The sequence below is a fragment of the Sphingorhabdus sp. YGSMI21 genome (assembly GCF_002776575.1).
GTDB lineage: Bacteria > Pseudomonadota > Alphaproteobacteria > Sphingomonadales > Sphingomonadaceae > Parasphingorhabdus.
Genome location: NZ_CP022548.1, coordinates 2,705,007 through 2,727,193, shown reverse-complemented (window position 1 = coordinate 2,727,193; position 22,187 = coordinate 2,705,007). Strand labels below are relative to the sequence as shown.

The following is a 22,187-nucleotide window of genomic DNA, read 5'->3' as shown; positions in this document are numbered from 1 at the left end:
GAAAATTGCGCAATTGCTGCTTCCCCATTCAAGGTGCAGGCGGCAATAATAACCCGTTATAATGGCAATGCTTCATTATGCGATAGGTGTCTTTAAGTAGTATCTCTTGAATATAACGCTGATCAAGGGCACTCTTCGCGTGCCCTATCACTTCATGCTTGTAATTCTCCGGCAGACCATATTCGGTGCGCCCCAGCAATGTTTTGAAAGCACCGCGGAAGCCATAGAAGGTCACCTCCTGGCGAACGCCTTCGGTTAGAAGGGATGCGAGCTGTTGAGGGATCACCGTGCGGTTAAACGCACGAATCAGGCTACCGTTTGACCAGGCCGCGCGCCGGGAGCCCATAGTATATATTTTGGGCTCGGCGTTTGGCTGGGCCAGCCCTATCTTGCCGACGATCTCTATCTCTTCGATAGCAACGGAAATCAGACCGTATATATCATACCCTCGCAAAATATGGTCATTCTGAGAATGGGCGATACCCCTACCAAGCCGATGGAACGGGATAACAGCTTGCTTCCCGATCTGCTGCTGAACGCCTTGAAAGAGTAACTTCGCTGACCGGCCCGACAGGCCCGTCAAGAATATCGACGGTCAATGACCCTGCTCTCCTGTAGAGTGAATTGCACTCGATGACAGGCCGATGGCGCTCCGTCGCAACAGAATCTGGCTGCCCCCTCCCCGGCGCATTCAGATGGAATCAACCGGCCGTTCCGTCACAGGGTGGTGCGGTCGTTGGCTTCTGCGCCAAAGATTAAGCTGGTTCACCAACGATAAACCAATATATGGTACCGGACATCATGGTGAAGCCTGCAGAAAATGCGCCGTCAAATGATGCCGAACAGCATTTGCGGCTGGTCGAACGGAGATTGGCCCGGAGCGAGGCTGCGCGTGCCGAGGCCGAGCAGCTTCTGGAGACAAAAAGCCGTTCGTTGACTCTCGCGCAGGAACAGCTGCGCCAGAAAGAGGTCGAGCTTCTCGAACATGTTAACCGGCAGACATTGTCGCATGTCAGCGCCCAGAATCTGGCCAATGTTGCAACTTTTTACGGCGACGAAGACCAGCAGTTCATCGGCTCGGACAATTTCGCCAGCGTGATCGGCTCCAAAAAACCGGTCACCAGTTTCGTGCAGTTTGCCGCCATGGTGCACCCTCACGACCAGGCGGATGCGATGGCCATACTCATCGCTGCCTCCGAAGGCCGGCTGGTTGACGAGAATGTCGAGGGCGATTTCCGCTTTTGTGATGACTATGGCAAGGTTCGCTGGCTACGCTGGTCGGTCACCCAGAAAAGGTCACCCGACGGTGTCCGCTTCTTCGGCTTCGGCGCGGTTCGCGATATCACCAAGGACCGGCAGGCCGAGCGGCAGGAACAGATTTTGCGGAAGCTGAGCGAGCGCCGGGCGCGGCAATTGCAGAATCTGACCAATGACCTGAAGATCGCGCGTGAAGAAGAACAGCGCAAGAGCGAGCAACTCGCGCAACGTCTTGTCGACATGGAGCTGATGGGGTCAGCACTGGAAGAGGCGCGCGCGGCCGCCGTCGAGGCGAACAAGTCGAAATCCCGCTTTCTGGCGATGATGAGCCATGACATCCGCACCCCGATGAACGCCGTGCTGGCGACTCTGGAACTGCTCAGCATCACCGATCTGACGCCGGAACAGCTCCGGCATGTGGAACTGGCCCGGGACAGCGGCGACCAGCTGTTGTTCCTGCTGGCAGATATTATCGAATATGCCCGCGCCGACGGCTGGAAGCTCGACCTGCAGATGCGCGAGCTCAATCTGCCGGAACTGGTCGAAAAGTCAGCAGCGACATGGCAACCGCTCGCCCGGAAAAAGAAGCTGGAAATTTTCACCAGCCTGCCGCCAGATTGTCCGGAACATATCGTAACGGATCCCACGCGGGTCCGGAACATGATCGACAATTTCGTCAGCAACGCGATCAAATATACCAGCGACGGCCGGATCGAACTGATCGCTGACATCATCACGGAACAGGATGGGCAATTCCTGAAATTCTGTGTGTCGGACGATGGATGCGGCATCCCTGAGGATGTCCAGCAGGGGCTGTTTGAAGATCTGGACCGTGGCATTGCCAATGACAGCGCCATCGAAGGAACGGGTCTAGGTCTGTCAATCTGCAAGCGTATCGTTCAGGCGATGGACGGCAATATCGGCGTCGAAAGCGAAATCGGTTTCGGCAGTGTTTTCTGGTTCATGATCCCAATCACCATGAGCGACGGTTCCGAACTGGCCGCGGCAAAAACGAAGGCACTTGTTACCCACAAGTTCAGGATCGACGGCCGGGCGCCCAGACTGCTGGTAGCCGAGGATGTAGAGGCCAATCAGATCGTGATCACGGCGATGCTAGAGAATATGGGCTGCGAAACGGTGGTGGTAGATGACGGCTCAAAGGTCATGGACGCGCTGGCCGATGACGATTTTGACGGTATATTGATGGACGTCTGGATGCCGATGAACGGGATGGACGCGTCGCGTCTGGTCAGGGCAAGCCGGAAATATGCGAAAATCCCGATCTTCGGGGTCACCGCATTTGCTGCGGAAAGCGAACGCACCGCGATCCTCGCCTCGGGCATGGACGGGGTGATATCAAAGCCGATCAACCTGTCCGGCCTGCATTATGTGATCGGGCAGATTTGTGGGCAGGATGTCCCGCAAGGCGGTGGCGAACCGGACCATCAGAAGCGCGTTCCCGAATTCGGCGCGGTCGAATTTCTCGACCAGAGCAAATTTGCCGAACAGTTATTGGCGATACCGGAAAGCCGCCGCGCGGCGCTGGTCGATGCCGTTGGCAGCGATATCGAAAAATGGTGCGAAAGATTCAGCCAGGCCTGGACAGACAGAGATGAACGCGCTGTCAACGCGGCTCATCACGCGCTGCGAGGAATTTGCACCGGCTTCGGAGCCTATGCCCTGCTCGAGAAAATAGACTCTATCCGCCAGAACGGAAAGTTGGGAGCAGCTGAGGAATTACTGCCGGTTCAGGATATGCTGGACTATACAATCGCGGCCCTCCACCGGTCCCGGGAAAATGGGACCGGCGAAGGAGATGAATAAGCCGGCGGCTCAATAGGCTCCCCTTCCGGTGATCACCGCCGGGACCGTGCGGGTGATCAGGACCAGATCGCGCAGCAAAGACCGTTTCGAGAGATATTCCAAATCCATGTCGACCTGTTGTTCGAACGGGATATCCGCGCGCCCGGAGACTTGCCAGGTACAGGTCAGACCCGGCTTCCCGGTCAGCCGGCCCCGTTCCTTGTCCTTATAGGCCAGCACCTCGTCCGGAAGCGCCGGTCGTGGTCCGACCACCGACATCTGACCTGCCAGAATGTTCAGGATCTGCGGTAATTCGTCCAGGGAGGTGCGGCGGATCAACTTGCCTATCCGGGTGATGCGCGGGTCGCTTTTCATCTTGAAACAGACGGAATCGCGCTCGTTCTGTTCCGCGAGCTGAGCCTTTCGCGCCTCGGCATCCTTGTACATCGAGCGGAATTTCCAAATTCGGAAAGGCTTGCCGTCGGTTCCGATCCGGGTCTGGCGGAAAAATGGAGAACCCCGGTCTTCGAGAGTGATCAGCAGGCAGATTGCCGCCGCAAGCGGCCCGAGCACCAGCAAGGCGAGCAGCGCGATCGCCAGATCCAACGTGCGTTTTGACGCCGCAGCATAGCGGGCGGCGTGGCCCCTGACGACAAAAGCGTGGGCGATAGCATGACCGATAAAGCGCAGATTGCCGACGAGATAGCGACCAGCCAGCCGCCGTGGCTCCATGGCCAGCCGCCAGCACCATTCCAGACCCGATTGACGCAGCAGCGCCGGTGCACGGGGTATGCTGTGCGAATAATAGTCGAACAGGCCCCCTACCCCCATGATCACCGGCACCGTGATCCGGTCGCGATATCGGGCAATCCATTTCTCCTGCGCAGGAACGCCCATGCCGACCATCAAGATAGATGCACCAGAACGGTTGATCTGTTCGATAATCTGTTCGTCGGTACCACGATCAAAATAGCCTTGCTGCGTCCCGGCAAAACAAAGCCCCGGATATCTGTTGCGCATATTCTTGGCAGCAGCAGCAGCGATCCCGGGCTTTCCCCCCAGCAGATAGATGCTCTGGCCGGCCTGCGCTGCCTTTTCGCAGATATGCGGGAAGAGATCGGTCCCGTTGAGATTGTCGACCGGCTTCGAGCCCGCCAGCTTGCCAGCGAGCCGGAGGCCGCTGCCATCGGGCAGCAAGATATCGGCGGACCGCAGATCGGTTGCATATTTTGGGTCCTGTCTGGCGATATTGATGCAATGGGCATTGACGAAATAAATTGCGTTGCGATCCCCTTGCGAAGCGGCGCGGACGATCTTCCCGGCTACCGCAGGCAGACTGCCATTGGCGAGAACCAGACCGAATAGCGAAAAGGCGGTCTCATCATAAGTCGAGATGGCCAGTTCGGTCATGCTGCTGCGACCTATGATAAGCGGCGAGACACGCCGGCTGTTGCTGGCAGAAAAAGTGGCAGCGGATTGATATATGCTCATTGTGGGACTCCATTTGCTAGGCTGTCACCACCGCACTTCGCGTGCCAGAATCTGAATCTCCATATTTATCAGTTAGATATGAGGTTAATGCATCGTTAGCCGCAGCCCCGGATTGCTCAAAACGCGAAATTTTTCGCAAAATGCAAACATAGCCACCCACTCTGCAACAGTCTGCAAAGGGTTAAATTCCCGCTAGCCAGTGTTTCGCTTGGAAAACCGCTATTTTCCGAAACTGGCATGGCAATTGAAATGACTGTCCCGAACCAGTTTGGGAACCGCAACATGAACGCCGCAACGTCACATAGCCATCAACACAGCAAGCGCTCCATCGTGCAAGGCCTGATGGCTTATGGATCGGCCGAGTTGGTTAACCGCATTGTCCGGATCCTGGTTGTCGTTGTTATCGCACGCCAGCTGGTTCCGGAACTTGTCGGCGTTGCAGCGCTGACCCTCAGCCTTTTCGAACTGATCCGCGTCATCGCCAATATCGGAGTCGGGCAAAAGATCATCGCAGCACCGGCCGAGATGCTGGAGGCTGTCTGCAATACGGCCAAGGCCATATTCTGGTTCTGGTGCTCATTGGTGGCGGTCATCCAGCTGGCTGTCGCCGCGGTTCTGTTCACCGTCTTTCACCAGAGTCTTGCCGCCCAGATGCTGGCCATTTTGTGCGGTGTCTATTTCTTCATGCCAGGCGGTCTCGTCCAGTGCTTTCGGCTGATGCGCGCCCGAAAAATGGCGACCGTGGCAAGAATCGGTGCGGTGCAGACCATAGCCGACCATCTGATCACCGGCGCGCTGATCCTCGCATGGGCAAATCCCTGGGCCATCATATTGCCGAAACTGATCACCGCTCCCCTGTGGCTGATCATGATGCGGCGGGCGGAGCATTGGACCGCAAACCCGGCTCACGGCTATGCAGACCGGTCGGAAATGATAAATTTCGGCGCCGCTGTGCTGGCGACCGACATATTGCTCGCCTTGCGCAACAATCTGGACAAGCTGATCATCAGCGCGCTGCTCGGCGTTTCCGCCCTCGGCAGCTATTATTTCGCCTTCAACGCCGGCATTGGCATCATCGGCACGCTGGCCACGGCCTTTGGCACGGTGATCTATCCCTATTTGTGCAACCCGCATTCGCTGGCCGATTCCAGAGGCACGCTGCGCTTCATTCTCGGCGCCGGCCTGGTCATTTTCAGCGGCCTGTCACTCGTACAATATACGCTTGCCCCCATTTACGTGCCGCTGATTTTCGGGGAAAAATGGATTCAGGCCATTCCGCTAATCCAGATCCTGTCACTCGCCGGCATTCCCCTGCTGCTCGGTGCTATTGCCTCCGCCTATCTGCGAGCATCCGGGCGAGCGGCTCTCGATGCTTGGCTCGGACTTATTGTCTGTGTCGCGGCTCTCTCTGCCATGTTTGTCGGCGCGCATATCGGGCTGGAGCAAGCCGCTGCAGGCTGGGTGATCGGGACCGCCTCGATCATCTCCACATATTCCTTCTTCATCATGACCAAATTTTTTCAAAGCAAACAGGAAATTTCCCTATGAACCCTCCTCATTTTTCAGTGATCATGCCCGTTTACAACGCCGCTCCGTATCTTTTCGCGACGATCAAGTCGGTGCTGACCCAAACGGACGGGGACCTCGAACTCATCCTGGTCGACGACGGTTCGACGGACGAAAGCCTGGGGATCATGCTGTCGCTGGCCAGCGAAGACGCCCGGATCAAGCTGGTTTCGCAGTCCAACCAAGGCGTATCGGCGGCGCGCAACCTCGGCCTTTCGCAGGCTCGGGGCAAGCTCGTGGCCTTCATGGATGCCGACGATCTTTGGAAAGCCGAGAAACTGGAGATGCACGGCTTTTTCCATGCCAGACATCCGCACGTTGCGGCAAGCTATGCCCAGATCGCCTTCATTGACCATGACGCAAAGCCCGGCGACAAGGCGAAGACATATTCGACGGTCACGCCCGGTCCCCTAACGGTCGAACAGGTCATCGCGGAAAATCCGACCTGTACCATGTCCAACCTCGTGGTGGTGAAGGAGACGATCGACGCCGTCGGCGGTTTCCGGAGCGACATGTCTTATGCCGAGGATCAGGAATGGATCGCGCGGCTCGTCTCCTTTGATCATGATATTTGCGGAATGGATCATCATCTCGTGGATTATCGCATGAGCCCTAACGGCTTGTCGGTCGATCTGTCGGCCATGCATGCCGGCTGGCGTTCGCTGGCGAGCCTATATGCAGACCACGATACAGTGCCATCTGCCGAAGCCATCTACTGCCGCTATCTGTCCCGCCGTGCCTTGCGGGCCGGCGCGCCGGCCAAGGTCGCTCTCTCTTATGCGATGCGGGGGATCCGGTCCGACCGTCTGGCTTTTCTGAAAGATGCCCGGCGCGGCTGGCTGACCCTGATTTCAGCCGTCGCCGCCCTGCTGATCCCCCGCTCCGCCAGAATCCAGTTTTTCGCCTGATCATCAGTTTTTCAGAAGGACAATATAATGACCAAACCAGCGATCTCAATCGTCATGCCCGTTTACAATGTCGAGCATTATGTCACCGAGGCCATTGAATCCGTGCTCGCCCAGACGTTCGGCAATTTCGAGCTTATCATAGTGGACGATGGCGGCTCCGACAGCAGCGTCGACATTTGCGCCTCCTACGCCGACCCCCGCATCCGGATAATCGCACAGCCCAACCGCGGCCTTGCAGGCGCCCGCAACAGCGGCATATCGGCAGCGCGCGGGGAATATATCGCCCTGCTCGATGCCGACGACAGCTGGGACCCGGAAAAGCTCGCGCTGCACAAAATCCACCTCGACAATAACCCGCAGGTCGGCGTCAGCTACAGCGGTTCGCGATTCATGGATTCACAAGGAAGTCTGCTCCGTCAGGCGCAGCGACCGAAACTTGAGAATATCTCCGCTCAGGATATCCTGACCCGCAATCCCGTCGGCAACGGGTCGGCACCCGTGATCCGCAAAACGGCGCTGGACAGCATCGCATTTGACCATCCCGATGAGCCTGGCCGCGCGTGCTTTTTTGACGAAAGCTTTCGCCAGTCCGAAGATATCGAATTGTGGATACGCATGGCGTTGACCGGCGGATTCCGTTTCGAAGGGATCGTCGGCCTGCTAACCAACTATCGCATCGTCTCCGGCGGATTGTCGGCCAATATCGCCGCACAATATGACAGCTGGAACCGGGTGATGATCAAAACCATGGCCTATGCGCCGGAATTCATCGCGCGGTACGGCGATGAAGCACGATCATATCAGCTTCGCTATCTTGCCCGGCGCGCCGTCCAGATGGGCGATGGCGCCTTTGCGCTCATATTACTGAAAGAGGCCTTCGCCATCTCGGCCAAACCGCTCGTCAGAGAGCCGGTGAAATCGGCATTCACCTTTCTTGCCGCTGCCGCCGCGCGATATCTGCCGACGCCGTTTGTCAACCGGCTGGCCGACGGCTGGACCGGCGGGAGGGCGCTGAGATGAGCGCATTGCCAAAAGTCGTCCACCTGATTGACGACCTTTCGATCGGGGGTGTCACACGCAATCTCGCGCTGTTCCGGCACCCTGCCCTGCGCCGCCATTTCGATATTACATGCCAGGAAGTCCATCCCGACTGGAGCATCGCACCGAAAATGGATGCGGCGGTGATCATCGTTCATTTCTCGATGAGCTGGAAAACCCTGCCCTTTCTCTATTCGCTTGCAGCGCGCAACGCGCAGGCCAGTCTGGTGTTGGTCGAGCACAGCTACTCCCGGGAATGGGAAACGCTGCACGTAACCGACCAGACCCGTTTCCGCTCCATGCTGAAACTGGCGTATCGGATGTTCGACCGCGTGATATGCGTCTCGAACGCGCAAGCAATCTGGCTCGAAGAAGCGACCGGTCTCCGGGCGCCCAGGCGCCAGATCATATATCCCTGTAGCGACATGCAGGGACTGGCGCAGTTGTCGCGTCCCCATTTTTCCCTGAAGGCACCGATCACCGTCGGCGCTTATGGCCGGTTTGTCGGGGACAAGGGCTTTGACCGCCTTATCGGGGCAATGAATGCGCTGGGCGATCAGCGGGAGGTCAGGCTGTTGCTCGGCGGTTTCGGGCCGGATGAACAGAAGCTCAAACGCCTGGCCGGATCCCGTCGCAACATATCATTTTACGGACAGATTGACCGGGTGGACGACTTTCTCGGCAGATGCGACCTTGTCGCGATCCCGTCGAAATACGAGGCCTATGGGCTGGTCGCCACGGAAGCCCGTTTGGCCGCCCGACCGGTCATCGTGTCAGGCGTCGGCGGACTACCGGAACAGGTGGGTGACGCTGGCCTGATTGTCGATTTTGAGGACGAAGCCTCGACGGTCAAATTGCTGAAAAATATCCGACATCTGCCACTTGTGCAGATGTCGGTGGCAGGCCGGGGAGCCTGTCTGGATATCACGGAAAAGCGCATCGAGAGATGGCTGCGGCTGCTGGTAGACATTTCCTCAAGCCGGACCCTGCCCCAGGCAGCATGAGCCGCCGCTCTATCAACAGTCCACCAGAGTGGACCAAGGGAGCTCCCGCGAAGGCGGGGGCTCTTTTTTTGACCATCGGAAAGGCGGGCACCATCCGGATGGCGCGCGGGAGGCATCATGTCGATTTTATCATGCCCTGTGGGCAAGATGGCACTGCAGCAAACCGGATGCGCTAGCTGGCGGCTTGCCGCCGGCTCCTATGCTGCAACGCCATGCCGATGAGCAACAGCGCCGGCCAATAGAGATAGGCAAGAGATTCCAGATTCTCGCCAAAGCTGTACATCAGCAGCAGCATGGCCATGGCCAGCCCCGTCTGTCCCAGCCGGGAAGTCAGGGCCGATTGCAGCAACAGTGCAAGCGTGATCATCAGCGGGGTCGCCAGCGCAAGCAGACCCAGCAGCCCCTTGACGAACAACAGCCCATACCAGCTGTGATGGCTGCCGATCGGCATATATTCGACCAGATGCGGGCCGCGCTCGACTACGCCATGACCGAACCAGAATGCCTCGGCCTGCCAGCGTTCCACAGCGATCCGGCCCAGCGTCTCCCTGACCCGGGTTGAGTCGGCTCTGGCGCCGGAAAACTCGGACTTCGCAAGATTCAGTGCTTCAAGGATATCGACCGCAAACCAGCCGGAAAGCAGAACGATTGGCAATATCAGGAACCAGAGAAAAGAACGCGTCACCTGGCCGAACAGCAGCGGAATAGGCGCGATCATGATCAGGCCGACAAGCGCCAGCCGTGACTGGGATAACAGGATCATGGCAAGAGCTGCGGCAATTCCCCAATTTCTCCAGCGGCGGTCTTTCTCCTGGCAGGCGCAAATCAGATAGACCAGCCCGACCATCCCGGCCGCCGGCGACCAGGGTGCGAAAAACTGCCATCGGGGCGCACCCGACCCGGGCTCCAGAGTATAGAGGATGGTGGCAAAATATTCCGGACCGGAGCCGCCAATTATCTGAAGCGGGGAAACCCACAGGGTTGCTGGCAATCCGACAAAAGGCGCGACAAGAAACAGGGGCAGCAACAATATCGTATATTTGCCAGTTCGGCAGATTGCCCGATAGACAATCTCTCGCCGGATCGGCAGCACCGCACCGGCGAATATGAACAGTGCGATGAGCAACCATCCCTTGGCCCAGCCTATCGCCGATTTGATGGTGGCACCCGTACCGAGGCTGAAATTGAGATGCCCGGCGATCAATATCACCAGCATGATTGTCATCGCGATGAGCCAGGCAGATATCGACCAGTGCGGCGCTGGCAGCCGCTTGGACTCCGGCAAGTTTGGACCGATATAATAGAAATACAGGGCCTGTAGGCCCAGCAGGCAACCGAGCACCGGCCCCGCGATATAGAGCCCGCCCACCAACCATAAGAGCCAAGTGGCCAATATGGTGTGATGGACTAAATATTCGGAGCTATTCTGCGGATGATCGGCTGTCTGAACCATAGCAATGCCAGTCCTATGAGGATGATGATGGTCGCGCCCGTTGCGCCCGCCAAAGCGAGCAGAACCGAGGGGCTCGATGGGGATTGCGGCAACGAGGGCTGCTCGAGCGTCTGAACCAGAGGATAGGAAGCAAACGGATCCTGCTTGTTGGTATCAACGCGGGCCAGCGCCGAGGAGAATACAGCCTCGGCCACTCGGTGGTCCCGCACAAGATCCGCCAGCTGCGAAGCCTGTTTGACGAGTTCGCTGCTCTTCATCGACTGGTTGGAAATATCTCTTCGGATTTCGGCCAGACCGGCCCGCGCACCGGCGCTCTGGGAATTGGCAACGATCATGCCCTGCATCATATTGGTTCTGCCGTCCGCAACCGCGATATCGACATTTTTCAGGATGGCATCGGAACCCAGCCCGGTCAGCGCGCGTCCGCGGTCAAGCAGCGCATTTTGCAGCTGGTCCCGTTCGGATCTGGCCTGAACCATATCGCCGTGATTATCGCCAAGAGTAGCTTCCTTTTCCCGGGTTTCGACTTCCAGCTTGGCATAGCGGTCTGCCAGTTGCTGGAACACCGGATCGGACCGCAGCCGCAGCGCGGTATTGGCCCCGCTAACGCTCTTGCCAAGAATGGAAGAAAACCGGCCTGATTCCGCTGCTTTCTGTCGTAACATTATGCGGGCCTCCCGCTCCTGCTGGCGCAGCGCGTCCATATTGGCGATGCGGGTGTTGAATTGATCCAGTGAGACCAATCCTGTTTTTGCCTGGAAATCGAGCAATGCCTGTTGCGTCGTTCTGACTTTCTTTTCCAGCATGATCAAATTCTTGTTGTCCGAGTTTTCGCGCATTTCCGCTTCGTTCTTGCGCAGCTCATCCAGCTGGTTGAGGAATGTGTCCTTCAGGGCTATGGCGCGTTTGTTCGCCTGTTCGCCGCTCGCACCAACCACTTCCACCTGAATCAGATTTGTCTGGTCGATCAGCTTCACATTGGGCGCGGGGAAGCGGTGCATTCTATCACCGGATTTCTCTGCGCTCTGGCGCAGGGTTCTGTCTGTCATCAGCAAGCGCTTGTAATTTTCTGTAGGGCTCAAAGTCGCGCTGGAAAAAGCGGAGGCAACCGATGACTGGGCCTGTCCGATGCTTTCGACATTGAGCGAGCCGCCGGCACCGGAGCCTGGCAGGATAAGGGTGAATTTGCTGCGATACTGGTCGGGCGCCAGTGCCAGAAAGAGGCCTGTCAGCGCCCAGATCACGATGATCCAGACCGCCGCCGTTTTCAGATAGCGCTTGTGCCGCATACGCATTGGCCTGCGGTTTTTCACCGCGTGCCAGAGTCTCATATGCAGACCCGGCTGTTCGATGATTTCCTGTTTCATGATCAGTCCAGATTCTTCAGCAGAAAATAAGGAGAAGCGGTTTCGCCAACCAGACTGATCACATCGCGCATATTCATCGCGAAACTGTCGTAGCAGGCCAGACTGTCTCCCGGCATCAGATAGGGGTCCCTGCCATCGCGATCATTCTGGCGGACCAGTTTTTCAACCGAACGCTGGATGACCACCGACTGCCCGCTGATCGGGTTGCGGGACATCAGCACCACTTTTCGCGCTGCGTTCATCGCCGATCCGCCGACACAATTGGCTGCCACCATGGCTTGCGAGAGACGGGTGCCGTAAGGCAGGTTGGTTGCATCACGATTGATCGCGGACGAGGCGTTGTTGCTGGCCGGACGCGAAAGGTTCGACATATAGACCCGAATGCCTGGTGCCGTGATCTGTGACGGCTTGACGAGATCATCCTGGAAGCAGGCGCGGGACCCGACGATGATCCGATCATTCGCCGTCAGTGCGATATCATCGATTGCGCTCCCGTAGATCGCGCCGTTCAGATCAATTCTGGTCCAGCGAGCGCCGCGGACCAGATAAACGGCTGACAGATCGGCGTCGGGCCGGACACCGCCGGCCGCGCGCAATGTTGTCGTCAGGGACCGGCTCGCGTTGCGGTCTCCGGAATCACCGTTGCTGAGATTGACACCCCGGGTTTCCGGATTGCGCTCGCCTACCCGGATCATACCCGGCTCGAACACCGCGCCGCTGACGGCGATGCTGACACCCCCGAGCTCCAGCAGTTGCAATCTGACACTGTTCCTCAATCCGCGAATAAGGCCCGCATCCGCCAGTTCCTTGGCAATCACCCTCTCGGCCTCAACAATCGACTTTCCGGCGAGGCCTATCGTCAGCCTCCCGTCCAGTGTGATCGTGCCATTCGCCGCCAATACATAGGTCCGTGAGATACTGTCTTCATCCCCGGCGACTTTCAGGCGGACCCGGTCGCCGGATGCCAGAAGATCAGGCGTGCCGGCGAACACATGCGAAGCCACCTGCCTGGCGGGCAAGTCTGCTATCGGCGTCATGGCCGCCTGGCACGAACGGTAGCCGCCTGCTGCGGCCTCGACTTGCTGCGGCGCATATTGGCTACCAATGGCATTTGCCGGTCGTTCCATGGTCGCGCAGCCGCCTAAAAGCGAGGCCGTAATCAGTGTTGCGATGGTCTTGTGGGTCATATTTTCACCTGAAATTTGGATTCAGGCCAGTCTTTGCAACGGCCGTGCCAGTCTCTGATTTGCACGGCTCGCGACGGTTAACGTTCCGATAATGCAAAATATTTGGGCCGGCGTTTGCATTTTGCAAAGCTTTTGTCGCATATTGCAAATGTCGCTTGTTGCAAAATGCAGGTATCCGCCACGGCCTCTCGGAATTCAGCCATTCGCGTTTTGGCATGGAAGATGCTTAGAACCGGGGAACAACCGGCACGAAAAGGAATGGAGCAAGATGAAGGGTATAATATTTACGGAACTGGTGCGGTTCATGGAGAAAGTCCAGTCACCGGAATTCGCCGACCAGGTGATATCGGGAGCGGCGCTTCCCAATGACGGTGCATTTACGTCGATCGGCAATTATCCATCGGAATATGCCCTTGCAATGGTTGGCCAGGCATCCGAACAATCCGGCATCGAAGCCACTGAACTTTGCCGTCTGTTCGGCAAATATCTCTATGACCGGTTCAATATATTATATCCGCATATCATGGAAAGCTACAATTCGGCAGAAGCCCTGTTAACACACGTCGGCAGCCATATTCATACTGAAGTCTGTGTGCTCTATCCCGATGCGCGCCCTCCCCAGGTCACTGCAGATGTCCGGGACGGCCAAACGGTCATTCACTATCATTCTCACCGTCCCATGGCTGCCATCGCCCATGGTCTGGTTCAGGGCTGCATGGACCATTATGGTGACCAGCGTTCACTGGAGTGGGAATGTGCCGTTGACGGAAAGTCGGCCATCTTCACGATAAAGGGATAAGCCTGTGTCCAGTCACAAGATATTGATCATCGAAGACATTGCCTCATTGTCCATTGCCTATGCGGGGCATCTGGAGACGGCAGGCTTCCGCTGTGTCATCGTCGACAATCTCGCCGATGCCAATATCGAACTGGAGCGCGAGAATTCCGGATTCTCGGCGGTATTGCTGGATTTACAATTGCCGGATGGCAACGGGCTGGACTGGCTTGAAAATAATGCCTCCATTCTCTCCGAAATTTCGGTCATCGTCGCCACGGCAGACGGCTCGATCAACCGGGCCATCGACGCGATGCGTCTGGGTGCTTATGATTTCATGGTCAAGCCGCTTTCACCGACCCGTCTGGTAACAGCGATGAAGGGGGCTGTGGAGGTTACGAAATCGGTCCAGGCCGACGTGATACAAGATCCGCAGGCCGGTTCCGGCACCAGCGACTTTGCCGGCTTTATCGGCTCCAGCCCGCCGATGCAGGAAGTCTATCACCAGATACGGAATGTCGCCAATTCCAAGGCCACGGTCTTCATCACCGGCGAAAGCGGGACCGGCAAAGAAGTGTGTGCGGATGCCATCCACAAGTCGGGTCCCAGAGGCAAGAAACCGTTTGTCGCGATCAATTGCGGAGCGATTCCCGAGGACCTGCTGGAATCAGAGCTTTTCGGCCATTTGAAAGGCTCTTTTACGGGCGCGATCACGGACCGGGTCGGCGCGGTGCAGGCGGCCCATGGCGGCACCCTGTTTCTCGACGAAATCTGCGAGATGCAGCTGAAGCTGCAGGTCAAGCTGTTGCGTTTCCTGCAAACGGGGACTGTCCAGAGGGTGGGCGCAACCAAGGCCGAGGATGTCGATGTCCGCATCATCTGCGCGACCAACCGCAATCCGGCAGAGGAAGTCGAACAGGGGCGCTTCCGGGAAGATCTTTTCTATCGGCTCGCCGTCGTACCCATCGACCTGCCGCCTCTCAGGGAAAGGGGCGGAGACATTACCTTGCTCGCCAACTCTTTCCTGATGAAATTCGCTGAAGAGGAGGGCAAGAAATTCCTCCCGCTGAACGCCCGTCTGGCGGAAAGTTTCGAGCGCCACAACTGGCCGGGCAATGTCCGCGAGCTGCAGAATCTGATGCGGCGGGCGGCGGTGATGTTTGCCGGCCCCGATCTGGATTCGAGCATATTGCCAGAGTTTGTCGACCCGGCCACGCCGGTAACCGCCCGCCCAGTTCCAGCCTCCGAACCGGTTGGCGAGCGAGCGCAACCTATCGCTCCGGAGCAGCGGGATGGTCTGAGCAGTTTTGACGACATGACCCTGGAGCAGATCGAACAATTTTTTGTGGAGCGAGCGGTTCGCCGGTGTAACGGCAGCCTGACCAAAGCCGCGAGACAACTGGGCGTCAGCCCGTCGACGCTGTACCGGAAACGCGAAAAATGGAACGTCGCATCGCCGGACATCTAACCCGGGCGCACGCCACCCCACTATTGCCCGGGATTTCCCGCTGCTAATGACCTAGTTCGATACCAGATAATAGCTTACGGGCCGGCTCTCGCTGGTCCGGATATTGATCTGATATCTTTCGGTAAAGAGCGGCAACCACTCGCAATTTGCAGGCCTGGAGGACGTGTGACGGCTGCAGACCCGCTTTCCCTGGCCATCGCTGATCTCGATGGTCAGCGGCTTCGGAGAACCAGGCACCAGCGCCACCGAGGCCTTTTTTCCCGCCAGAAAAATCTGCTCGATACTGACCCGCGACGTCGCCGAGACCATCCCCTTTTTATAAGATGGTCCGAGCGCCCGGCCACGATAGACCGGTGGCGCGACGGACGGATCGATCAGGCTGGCGCGCTGGTTCCAGCTTCTCGAAAGATTTTCCTGCTGATCGCCGGCAGGTCTGGCTCCGAGATTCTCCAACATCTGCGCGGCGATGCGCAGCGCACCGGCATCGGCAGCGTGCGCCGCCGCCTGCCCCGCCGCAATAGCATCGGCTGCCCGCATAACCGCGCTGGCGTCGACCGGAGCAATGGCGATATCGGCACGTTCGGGAGATGTTCGCGCAGCCGTGCCGGGAGCCGTGCTGGTGCAGGCGGACAGAAGCGACACCGACGCCGCCAGTGCAATCGTCGGCCAATATCGGTTCCTCATATCAACCACTCCTTTCCGGTCTGATTTCGAACAGCGCTCCGGGCTCGGCGTCCCGGCATGTGATGACCAGTCCGTTGCGCTCGGCCAGCGCCTGTGAAAGAGCCAGACCGAGGCCATGCCCCTTCGCCCCGCTGGCATCCACGCGAACGAAGCGCTCGAAAATCTTCTCCCGCATATTTTCGGGGATGCCCGGACCATTGTCCCGCACCACGATTACTGGACCTGGCCGTAGCGCGAGCTCCGCCGTACCACCCTTCGGCGTATATTTCAGCGCATTGTCGAGCAGATTGGACAATATGCGCTGGATATGGGCGGGATTGGCCATCATCTGGACACCCGGGGCAATGTCGGTCCCGAAGCTTATTCCGAGATCCTCCGCGCTTTCGGCGAACAATTCGGCCATTTCGGTTGCGATTTCCGAGACATCGCAGGGTGACAATCCGCTGCGATCACCCTTCTGGGCGCGGCTCGAAGCTATGTCGAGCAGCGAGTCCAGCATCTGGATGATATCGCGAATATCCTGCCGCGCCCAGCCGAGTGTCTCGCTGTGCAGCGGGTCCTTGCTTTGGCCGATAGCCGTTATCAGACGGTTATCCAGATGCATCAGCGGCGTGCGCAGCTCATGCGCAGTATGGTCTGAAATGTCGCGATGCGCAGAAACCAGCGAAGCGAGCCGCCCTATCATGGCGTTGCTGTGGCGCGATAGCTGGTCAAGCTCGTCACCTCGCTGGTCAACCGGAATGGTGGCCGCGAGATTCCCGGTGCCAATTTCCCGAAAGGCATCGTTCATGCTGCCGAGCCGGCCTTTCAGGCGGCGGGTGGAATAATAGCCGATCATGCTGAATATCATGACCATCAAAATCCCGGCACCAAGGAAAGCGATCCGGATCCGCGCGAGCAAGGCCGACCGGGCCTGAGTGTCGCGTCCGACAAGCAGCTTCAGGTCCGGGTTCAGCTGGGTGGCCCGAGCAAATATCTGCGTTCCGTCTGCCAGACGGAAAAAGCCTGCTTCGGAATTTTCCGAAGACAGTTCGGGCCAGGAATCGACATTGCCGATGATGGCCCGGCCGCTGGGCGATGCGAGCAGATAGTAGCGCTTGTCATCGGGCGACTGCAATTCCAGCCGGTCCGATATCCGCCGGCGCAATTCGGTCGCGCCGCCGCTGATATAAATATCGGCCAGACCGGCGATATCCGTATCGACGCTGCGCGCCATCTGCTCCCGGAACTCGGTTCGTACGATCCATTCGGTCATCGCGAACAAGGCGGTAGAAGACGCTATCGAGACGAGAATGACGATCAGACTCAATCGACCGAACAAGGAAGAAAAAATGCTCATGATCAGACGGCGTGGAGCCGGTATCCTGCCCCCCAGATCGTCTCCAGTACCGGCTTGTCAAAACCTTCTTCCAGCTTGCGCCGCAACCGTCCGACATTGACGTCGATGACATTGGTCTGCGGATCGAATTTCAGGTTCCAGACGTTCAGCAACAGCATCTCGCGGGTAACGATCTCCCCGGCATTTTGCATGAAATACCGGAACAGGTCGAACTCCTTTGGGCTGAGCGGAACATGCCGCCCCTGCCGGTGCGCGGTGCGCGCCTTGATATGGCATTCCATGTCGCCGAATATGATCACGGCGCTATGCGATTGCCCGCTCGCGCGCCGGTGCAGGGCGCGAACCCGAGCAATCAGCTCTTCCTGTTCGAACGGCTTGGCGAGATAGTCGTCGACCCCGGCGTCCAGCCCTTCGATCCGGTTTTCCGTCCGGCCCAGAGCAGACAGCATCAGCACCGGCACATCGACTCCCGCCTCGCGCAATTTGCCGATAATTTCTATGCCGCTCATATCCGGCAGCATCCGGTCGAGGATCACGAGATCGAATTGCGAACCGGCGGCAAGGCGCAGGCCCTCGTTTCCGTCGGCTGCCCATATAGTTTTGGCACCGGTCCGCGCCATCGCGGCGGAAACCATGTCCGCGGTCTGCGCGTCATCCTCGATATGCAGAATGTTAAGACCGGGCATGGCTTTGGCTCATTCTCAGATAGGGTTGAATCATGGCTAGACCCATAGCATCGCCATCTCAAGATAATGCAGTGACAAATGCTGTTAGAAAAGCGCCATCAACAGTTTGCAAACATGCAATTTCTTTCATAGAATTGATCCGGGCGCAAACCGGTTTCGACTTTGCCAGCAATGGCCGGGCGATAATCAGCATTGTTGGAAGAGGTTGCACATCATGGCATTCAGATATTGGAAACTGGCTCTATTGCTCTCCGCCGGGTTTTTGCCCGGGATTGCGCATGCGGAAAATGACGAGACGCTCAACGACAGAATGATCGCGCTGGTAGATCGCGACGTCTCGCGCCAACCGAAAGTCGCGATCGAAGAAATCCGGGCGATGATCGCGCAAGCGGAAGCCGACAAGGAAGTCGGCACGCTGGCCCGTGCGGCTGCATTGGGTGCTTTGGGCGGCGCCCATTTCTATATTCAGGATTTCGATCAAAGTCTCGCCAGTTTCCGGGCGGCGGAAGAGCTGCTGGCAGCAGACAATCTGAACACCCACAAGCAGATGATCTCGATATTGAACAATATCAGCGTCGTCCTAAGCATGACCGGAAAGGCAGAAGAAGCGCTCGCGATCCAGCAGAAAGTTCTGGATATCCGCCGGGAAACGGACGGGACAGACAGCTCCAGCTACGCGGCGGCCCTGTTCAATATCGGCAGCACCAAATTCCGGCTGGGCGACTATGAATCGGCGGTGACCGAAATCCGGCAGGCGGTTGACATCGCGCGGGCCATCGAGAAGCCCACCGACGCCGACAATACGCTGGCCGTGACCTACTGGATGTCTCTTGCCGCGGTGGTCAATGCCACCGGCAACACCGAACTGTCGCTCAAGGAAAACCGTCTGGCCACCCAATATGCCGAAAGTCGGCTGGGCGACCGCCATTCGGTCTATGCCGGCGCTTTGAACAATCTGGGCTCGGCCCTGAGCAGCGCGGGCCGTTGTGGCGAGGCGATACCTTTGCTCCGCCGTGCGCTCGAACTGCGCACCGAGATTCTCGGTCGCGACAAGCGGGATACGGCGATCACGCTGACCAATCTTGCCGACTGCCTGGCGAAAGCGGAACCCAGCCTGGACCAGGTTGCCATGTTCGACGAGGCCGCACGGATTTTCGAAAGCAGTCCCGGCAACAGCCAGAGCCGCTATACCGGCAACAGCCTTGCCAAGGCAGGCTTGCTCAGCACCCGACTGGGACAATTGAAGGAGGGCCAGGCCTATCTTGAAAGGGCGCTGTCACTAACCGAGAGCGCGCTCCCCGACACTCATCCTGCGGTTGCCGAATTGCGTCTGGAACTGCTGAACAATTATCTGCTGAACCGGAACTACGAATCTGCCAATATCATCATGTCCGCGATCGAAAAACAGGACGATGCGGTTGCCAGATTTCCGGCGGTCGAGAAATTCAAGTTCGCGGTGATGCGAACCGAACTGGCGAATGCGTTGGGGCGTCCGGAGAACAAATCATCGGAGGCAATTGCGGCATATCGGGAAGTCCGGGGGAAAATACTGGATCGCGCGGTCTCGATCGAAGAATATTTCGCGGATGACACGGGCCTGACCGACCAGTTTGCCAGATTTGCCGGAATCATGGCCGGCGAGGGAAATATGGCCGAAAGTTTTGACGCCATGCAACTCGCCCAGTTTGCCGATCTGAGCAGCGTGTCGGGCAATCTGACGGCCAGATCCATCGCCGAAAAAGCCGGCTTTGGTGACGAAGTCCGAAGGCTGCAGGACCTGGTGCAGAACGGCAAGAAAATCGATGCCGGTTTCACCAAGGCTACGACAGAAGGCGACAAGCCACGGCAGGCCGCCCTGCTTGCCGAACGGGAAGACAATAGCAAAGCCATTGCCGATTTGTCCGCAAGGATCGAAACCGCCCTCCCCGACTATTGGGCATTGGCGAAGCCCGAACCGGTCGCCCTCGGGAAACTGCAGTCCGCGCTGGGATCCGCCCCGTTGGTGATGGTGACGCCCGCGCTGGATGGCGTCTATGTCACAGCTGTGACCCGGGACGATTATCTGTGGCAGAAGACACCGGCCACTCCCGGACAAATCAACCAGTGGGTACTGGATATCCGCAACAGCGTTTCGCAGGATGGCGGTTCAACGACACCCTTCGCGATGGATAGCGCGCATGCCCTCTATCGCTATTATTTTCCGCCCGAAGTCGAAACTCTTTTGCAGGACAAGCAGGAAATCCATCTGGTCAGCGCCGGTATTCTGGCGGCCCTTCCTGCCTCATTGCTGATCATGGAGCCGGTCCGCGGACAAACGGCCGACGCGGATATAGCATGGCTGATAAAGCGCTTCGCGGTCAGCAATCCGATGAGCGTAAGTGACCTTGTCCAGCCTCCGGTCTCACGAAAACGGGACATCCGCTTTGCCGGCTTTGGCGCGCCTTCGCTTTCCGGAACCAGAGACGGTCCCGTCGTCTTCGCCAGCCTGTTGCGAAGCGGGAATGTCGATGTCGCCGAAGTGCGCGACCTTCCCAGCCTGCCCTCAGCCACGCTGGAGTTGACAAATATCGGCGAAGCGCTCGGCCGGGATCTGTCCAGCGTGATCACCGGCGATGCGGCAACCGAAGCGCGGATCAAATCCATGGACCTGCGGCCCTATTCCGTTCTGGCTTTTGCGACGCACGGGCTGGTCAACGGTGAATTGCGGGGACTGGGTGAACCTGCCCTTGTGTTCACGCCACCGCAGACCGACGACGGTGCTGATGACGGCCTGCTGACCGCTTCGGAAATCGGGCAATTGCGCCTGGATGCCGACTGGGTGATCCTGTCCGCCTGCAACTCGGCTTCCGGTGCAGGCGTCGGAACGCCCACCTATTCGGGCCTGGCCAAATCCTTTGCCTATGCCGGCGCCCGATCGCTGCTTCTCTCGCACTGGCGGGTTCGCGATGATGCCGCTGCCCGGCTGACCGTGGACACCGTAAAAAATGCTGCTGGCGGTATGGATCGCGCCCAGGCCCTGCGGCGGGCGCAGCTTGATCTGATGGCTGACCCCGGCGTCCCGGGGGCCTCCCATCCGGCGGTCTGGGCCCCGTTCATTCTGATCGGCGACTAAGGACAAAGCGAAAGGGCGCCCTCCGGGGTGGAGGACGCCCTTCCCAATCAGCGAGGTCCCTGCGTTCGGGTCGCATTAACGCAGATCTTCGACTGAAACCCACCCCTTCGTGCCGTAATTGTCGGTCACTTCGACAAACAGGCCGGCCTTGTTGCCGGTTGGAAGCAATTCGGTATCCGCACGCAGGGCCCGGACCTCCGGAGCAGTGGCTGATGCACTGGCCAGCATCTTGGTCTCCACGGCAACCGTGTAACTGGCGGTCGCTGGTGCAGTGATAGCCGCAGCCTGCTGCACCGTCGCCAGCGCACCGGCCTGCGAAGCCAGTCCGTTAAAGGCCTCGATGAAAGCGCTGGTGACCATCTTGCCGTCTTTCGAACTGCCATATTGCCCGAACTGCCCCTGGCTGGCCGCTACCCAGTCGCTTCTGCCGAGTATCTTGATGGTCGATTTCCGGCTTTGTCCACTGCCGGCGATCAGCGTCTGGCCATTGGCCGGATTCATCAGTCGCAGGCCGGCGGTGATCGTCTTCTTTTTGCCGCCGAGGCCGCCGAACATTCCCACCAGCGCGCCGCCCATCGGAACCTTGCTCAGCACCGTGGTGGCTGCACCGGACCGGACCAGCCCTTCGGTCAGCGCCGTCTTCGCGACGTTCATCGTCTGGTCCACCTCTTCCTGGGAACCGGCGATGGCGGATAGAAGATAGTCGGTCGGCTGGCCGTCGGCTCCCGTATGGAGTGTAAAACATCCCGATTCCTGAACGATCGCGCCCAGCATGCCGCGCGGGCTCGACAGGCCGAATTTGTTCCAGCCTTGGGTGTCGCCGTCGGTGATTGCGATGGTTCCATGGGATGCGTCGCATTTAACCACTTCGACGCTATTGTCTTTCGCGGCGGCTGGCGCCGTGGAAGCGACAATCGATATAATCGCGGTGGCCGTCATCATCGCTGAAACTGGTTTGAACTTTGTCATGATTTCCATTCCCCTTGCTCTAGTTGCCAACAGAAGCTGGCGGGAATCCGGCCCGTTTGCCAGTTACAGATAGTGTTAGA

17 protein-coding genes are annotated in these 22,187 nt (G+C 58.4%); 8 read left to right on the top strand and 9 right to left on the bottom strand.

The genetic code is table 11. From position 1 onward, the window contains the following. Positions 1 to 28: 28 nt before the first annotated feature. Entirely contained in the window at positions 29 to 583 is a 555-nt protein-coding gene (locus CHN51_RS13160; RefSeq protein ID WP_100094432.1) for a hypothetical protein, read from the bottom strand. Positions 584 to 786: 203 nt separating this feature from the next. On the opposite strand from CHN51_RS13160, the gene CHN51_RS13155 reads away from it, so the two are divergent. Then, positions 787 to 3,081 carry an ATP-binding protein gene (locus CHN51_RS13155; protein ID WP_100094431.1) on the top strand — a complete coding sequence of 765 codons (2,295 nt, stop codon included), beginning with the start codon at positions 787 to 789 and terminating at the stop codon, positions 3,079 to 3,081. 9 nt (positions 3,082 to 3,090) lie between these two features. Here CHN51_RS13155 and CHN51_RS13150 read toward each other — a convergent pair whose 3' ends face one another. Continuing rightward, complete coding sequence (locus CHN51_RS13150) at positions 3,091 to 4,551, bottom strand: WecB/TagA/CpsF family glycosyltransferase (RefSeq protein WP_206169898.1); 1,461 nt, start codon at positions 4,549 to 4,551, stop codon at positions 3,091 to 3,093. Positions 4,552 to 4,833: 282 nt separating this feature from the next. On the opposite strand from CHN51_RS13150, the gene CHN51_RS13145 reads away from it, so the two are divergent. From CHN51_RS13145 to CHN51_RS13130, 4 genes are read left to right on the top strand one after another with little or no spacing between them, the layout of a single operon-like run. Further along, complete coding sequence (locus CHN51_RS13145) at positions 4,834 to 6,099, top strand: oligosaccharide flippase family protein (RefSeq protein WP_164089207.1); 1,266 nt, start codon at positions 4,834 to 4,836, stop codon at positions 6,097 to 6,099. Next, positions 6,096 to 7,025 carry a glycosyltransferase family A protein gene (locus CHN51_RS13140; protein WP_100094429.1) on the top strand — a complete coding sequence of 310 codons (930 nt, stop codon included), beginning with the start codon at positions 6,096 to 6,098 and terminating at the stop codon, positions 7,023 to 7,025. The genes CHN51_RS13145 and CHN51_RS13140 overlap by 4 nt, the downstream gene beginning before the upstream one ends. A gap of 27 nt (positions 7,026 to 7,052) precedes the next feature. After that, positions 7,053 to 8,045 (top strand): glycosyltransferase family 2 protein, encoded by a 993-nt coding sequence (locus tag CHN51_RS13135; RefSeq protein WP_100094428.1) that lies wholly within the window; start codon positions 7,053 to 7,055, stop codon positions 8,043 to 8,045. Next, the gene (locus CHN51_RS13130) at positions 8,042 to 9,067 is read left to right on the top strand and encodes a glycosyltransferase family 4 protein (protein WP_100094427.1); all 1,026 of its coding nucleotides are present in this window, start codon (positions 8,042 to 8,044) and stop codon (positions 9,065 to 9,067) included. Before CHN51_RS13135 ends, CHN51_RS13130 begins: the two co-directional genes overlap by 4 nt. A 172-nt stretch (positions 9,068 to 9,239) precedes the next feature. Here the strand turns inward: CHN51_RS13130 and CHN51_RS13125 are convergent, their stop codons facing one another. The 3 genes from CHN51_RS13125 to CHN51_RS13115 are packed head-to-tail and all read right to left on the bottom strand — an operon-like array spanning position 9,240 to position 13,074. Beyond that, the gene (locus tag CHN51_RS13125; protein ID WP_100094426.1) at positions 9,240 to 10,520 is read right to left on the bottom strand and encodes a DUF131 domain-containing protein; all 1,281 of its coding nucleotides are present in this window, start codon (positions 10,518 to 10,520) and stop codon (positions 9,240 to 9,242) included. After that, positions 10,475 to 11,887 carry a hypothetical protein gene (locus tag CHN51_RS13120; protein WP_100094425.1) on the bottom strand — a complete coding sequence of 471 codons (1,413 nt, stop codon included), beginning with the start codon at positions 11,885 to 11,887 and terminating at the stop codon, positions 10,475 to 10,477. The genes CHN51_RS13125 and CHN51_RS13120 overlap by 46 nt, the downstream gene beginning before the upstream one ends. A gap of 2 nt (positions 11,888 to 11,889) precedes the next feature. Then, on the bottom strand, positions 11,890 to 13,074 hold the full coding sequence (locus CHN51_RS13115; protein WP_100094424.1) for a polysaccharide biosynthesis protein: 1,185 nt from the start codon (positions 13,072 to 13,074) through the stop codon (positions 11,890 to 11,892). 268 nt (positions 13,075 to 13,342) lie between these two features. Here CHN51_RS13115 and CHN51_RS13110 point away from each other — a divergent pair, with 268 nt between their 5' ends. Together CHN51_RS13110 and CHN51_RS13105 are read left to right on the top strand one after the other, a co-directional pair. Then, entirely contained in the window at positions 13,343 to 13,873 is a 531-nt protein-coding gene (locus tag CHN51_RS13110) for a heme NO-binding domain-containing protein (protein WP_164089205.1), read from the top strand. Between the two features lie 4 nt (positions 13,874 to 13,877). Then, positions 13,878 to 15,317: a sigma-54 dependent transcriptional regulator gene (locus CHN51_RS13105; RefSeq protein WP_240616723.1), complete on the top strand. Its 1,440-nt coding sequence runs from the start codon at positions 13,878 to 13,880 to the stop codon at positions 15,315 to 15,317. Between the two features lie 51 nt (positions 15,318 to 15,368). Here CHN51_RS13105 and CHN51_RS13100 read toward each other — a convergent pair whose 3' ends face one another. The 3 genes from CHN51_RS13100 to CHN51_RS13090 are packed head-to-tail and all read right to left on the bottom strand — an operon-like array spanning position 15,369 to position 18,026. Further along, positions 15,369 to 16,001 (bottom strand): hypothetical protein, encoded by a 633-nt coding sequence (locus CHN51_RS13100; protein ID WP_100094422.1) that lies wholly within the window; start codon positions 15,999 to 16,001, stop codon positions 15,369 to 15,371. Between the two features lies 1 nt (position 16,002). Then, on the bottom strand, positions 16,003 to 17,340 hold the full coding sequence (locus CHN51_RS13095) for a HAMP domain-containing sensor histidine kinase (RefSeq protein ID WP_100094421.1): 1,338 nt from the start codon (positions 17,338 to 17,340) through the stop codon (positions 16,003 to 16,005). 2 nt (positions 17,341 to 17,342) lie between these two features. After that, the gene (locus CHN51_RS13090) at positions 17,343 to 18,026 is read right to left on the bottom strand and encodes a response regulator transcription factor (protein ID WP_100094420.1); all 684 of its coding nucleotides are present in this window, start codon (positions 18,024 to 18,026) and stop codon (positions 17,343 to 17,345) included. A 214-nt stretch (positions 18,027 to 18,240) separates the two neighbouring features. Between CHN51_RS13090 and CHN51_RS13085 the strand changes: the two genes are divergently transcribed. Beyond that, positions 18,241 to 21,138, top strand: a complete 2,898-nt coding sequence (locus CHN51_RS13085; RefSeq protein WP_100094419.1) for a CHAT domain-containing tetratricopeptide repeat protein — start codon at positions 18,241 to 18,243, stop codon at positions 21,136 to 21,138. A 75-nt stretch (positions 21,139 to 21,213) separates the two neighbouring features. Here CHN51_RS13085 and CHN51_RS13080 read toward each other — a convergent pair whose 3' ends face one another. Beyond that, positions 21,214 to 22,107, bottom strand: coding sequence for an SH3 domain-containing protein (locus CHN51_RS13080; RefSeq protein ID WP_240616722.1), 894 nt, complete (start codon positions 22,105 to 22,107; stop codon positions 21,214 to 21,216). Positions 22,108 to 22,187: the final 80 nt, after the last annotated feature.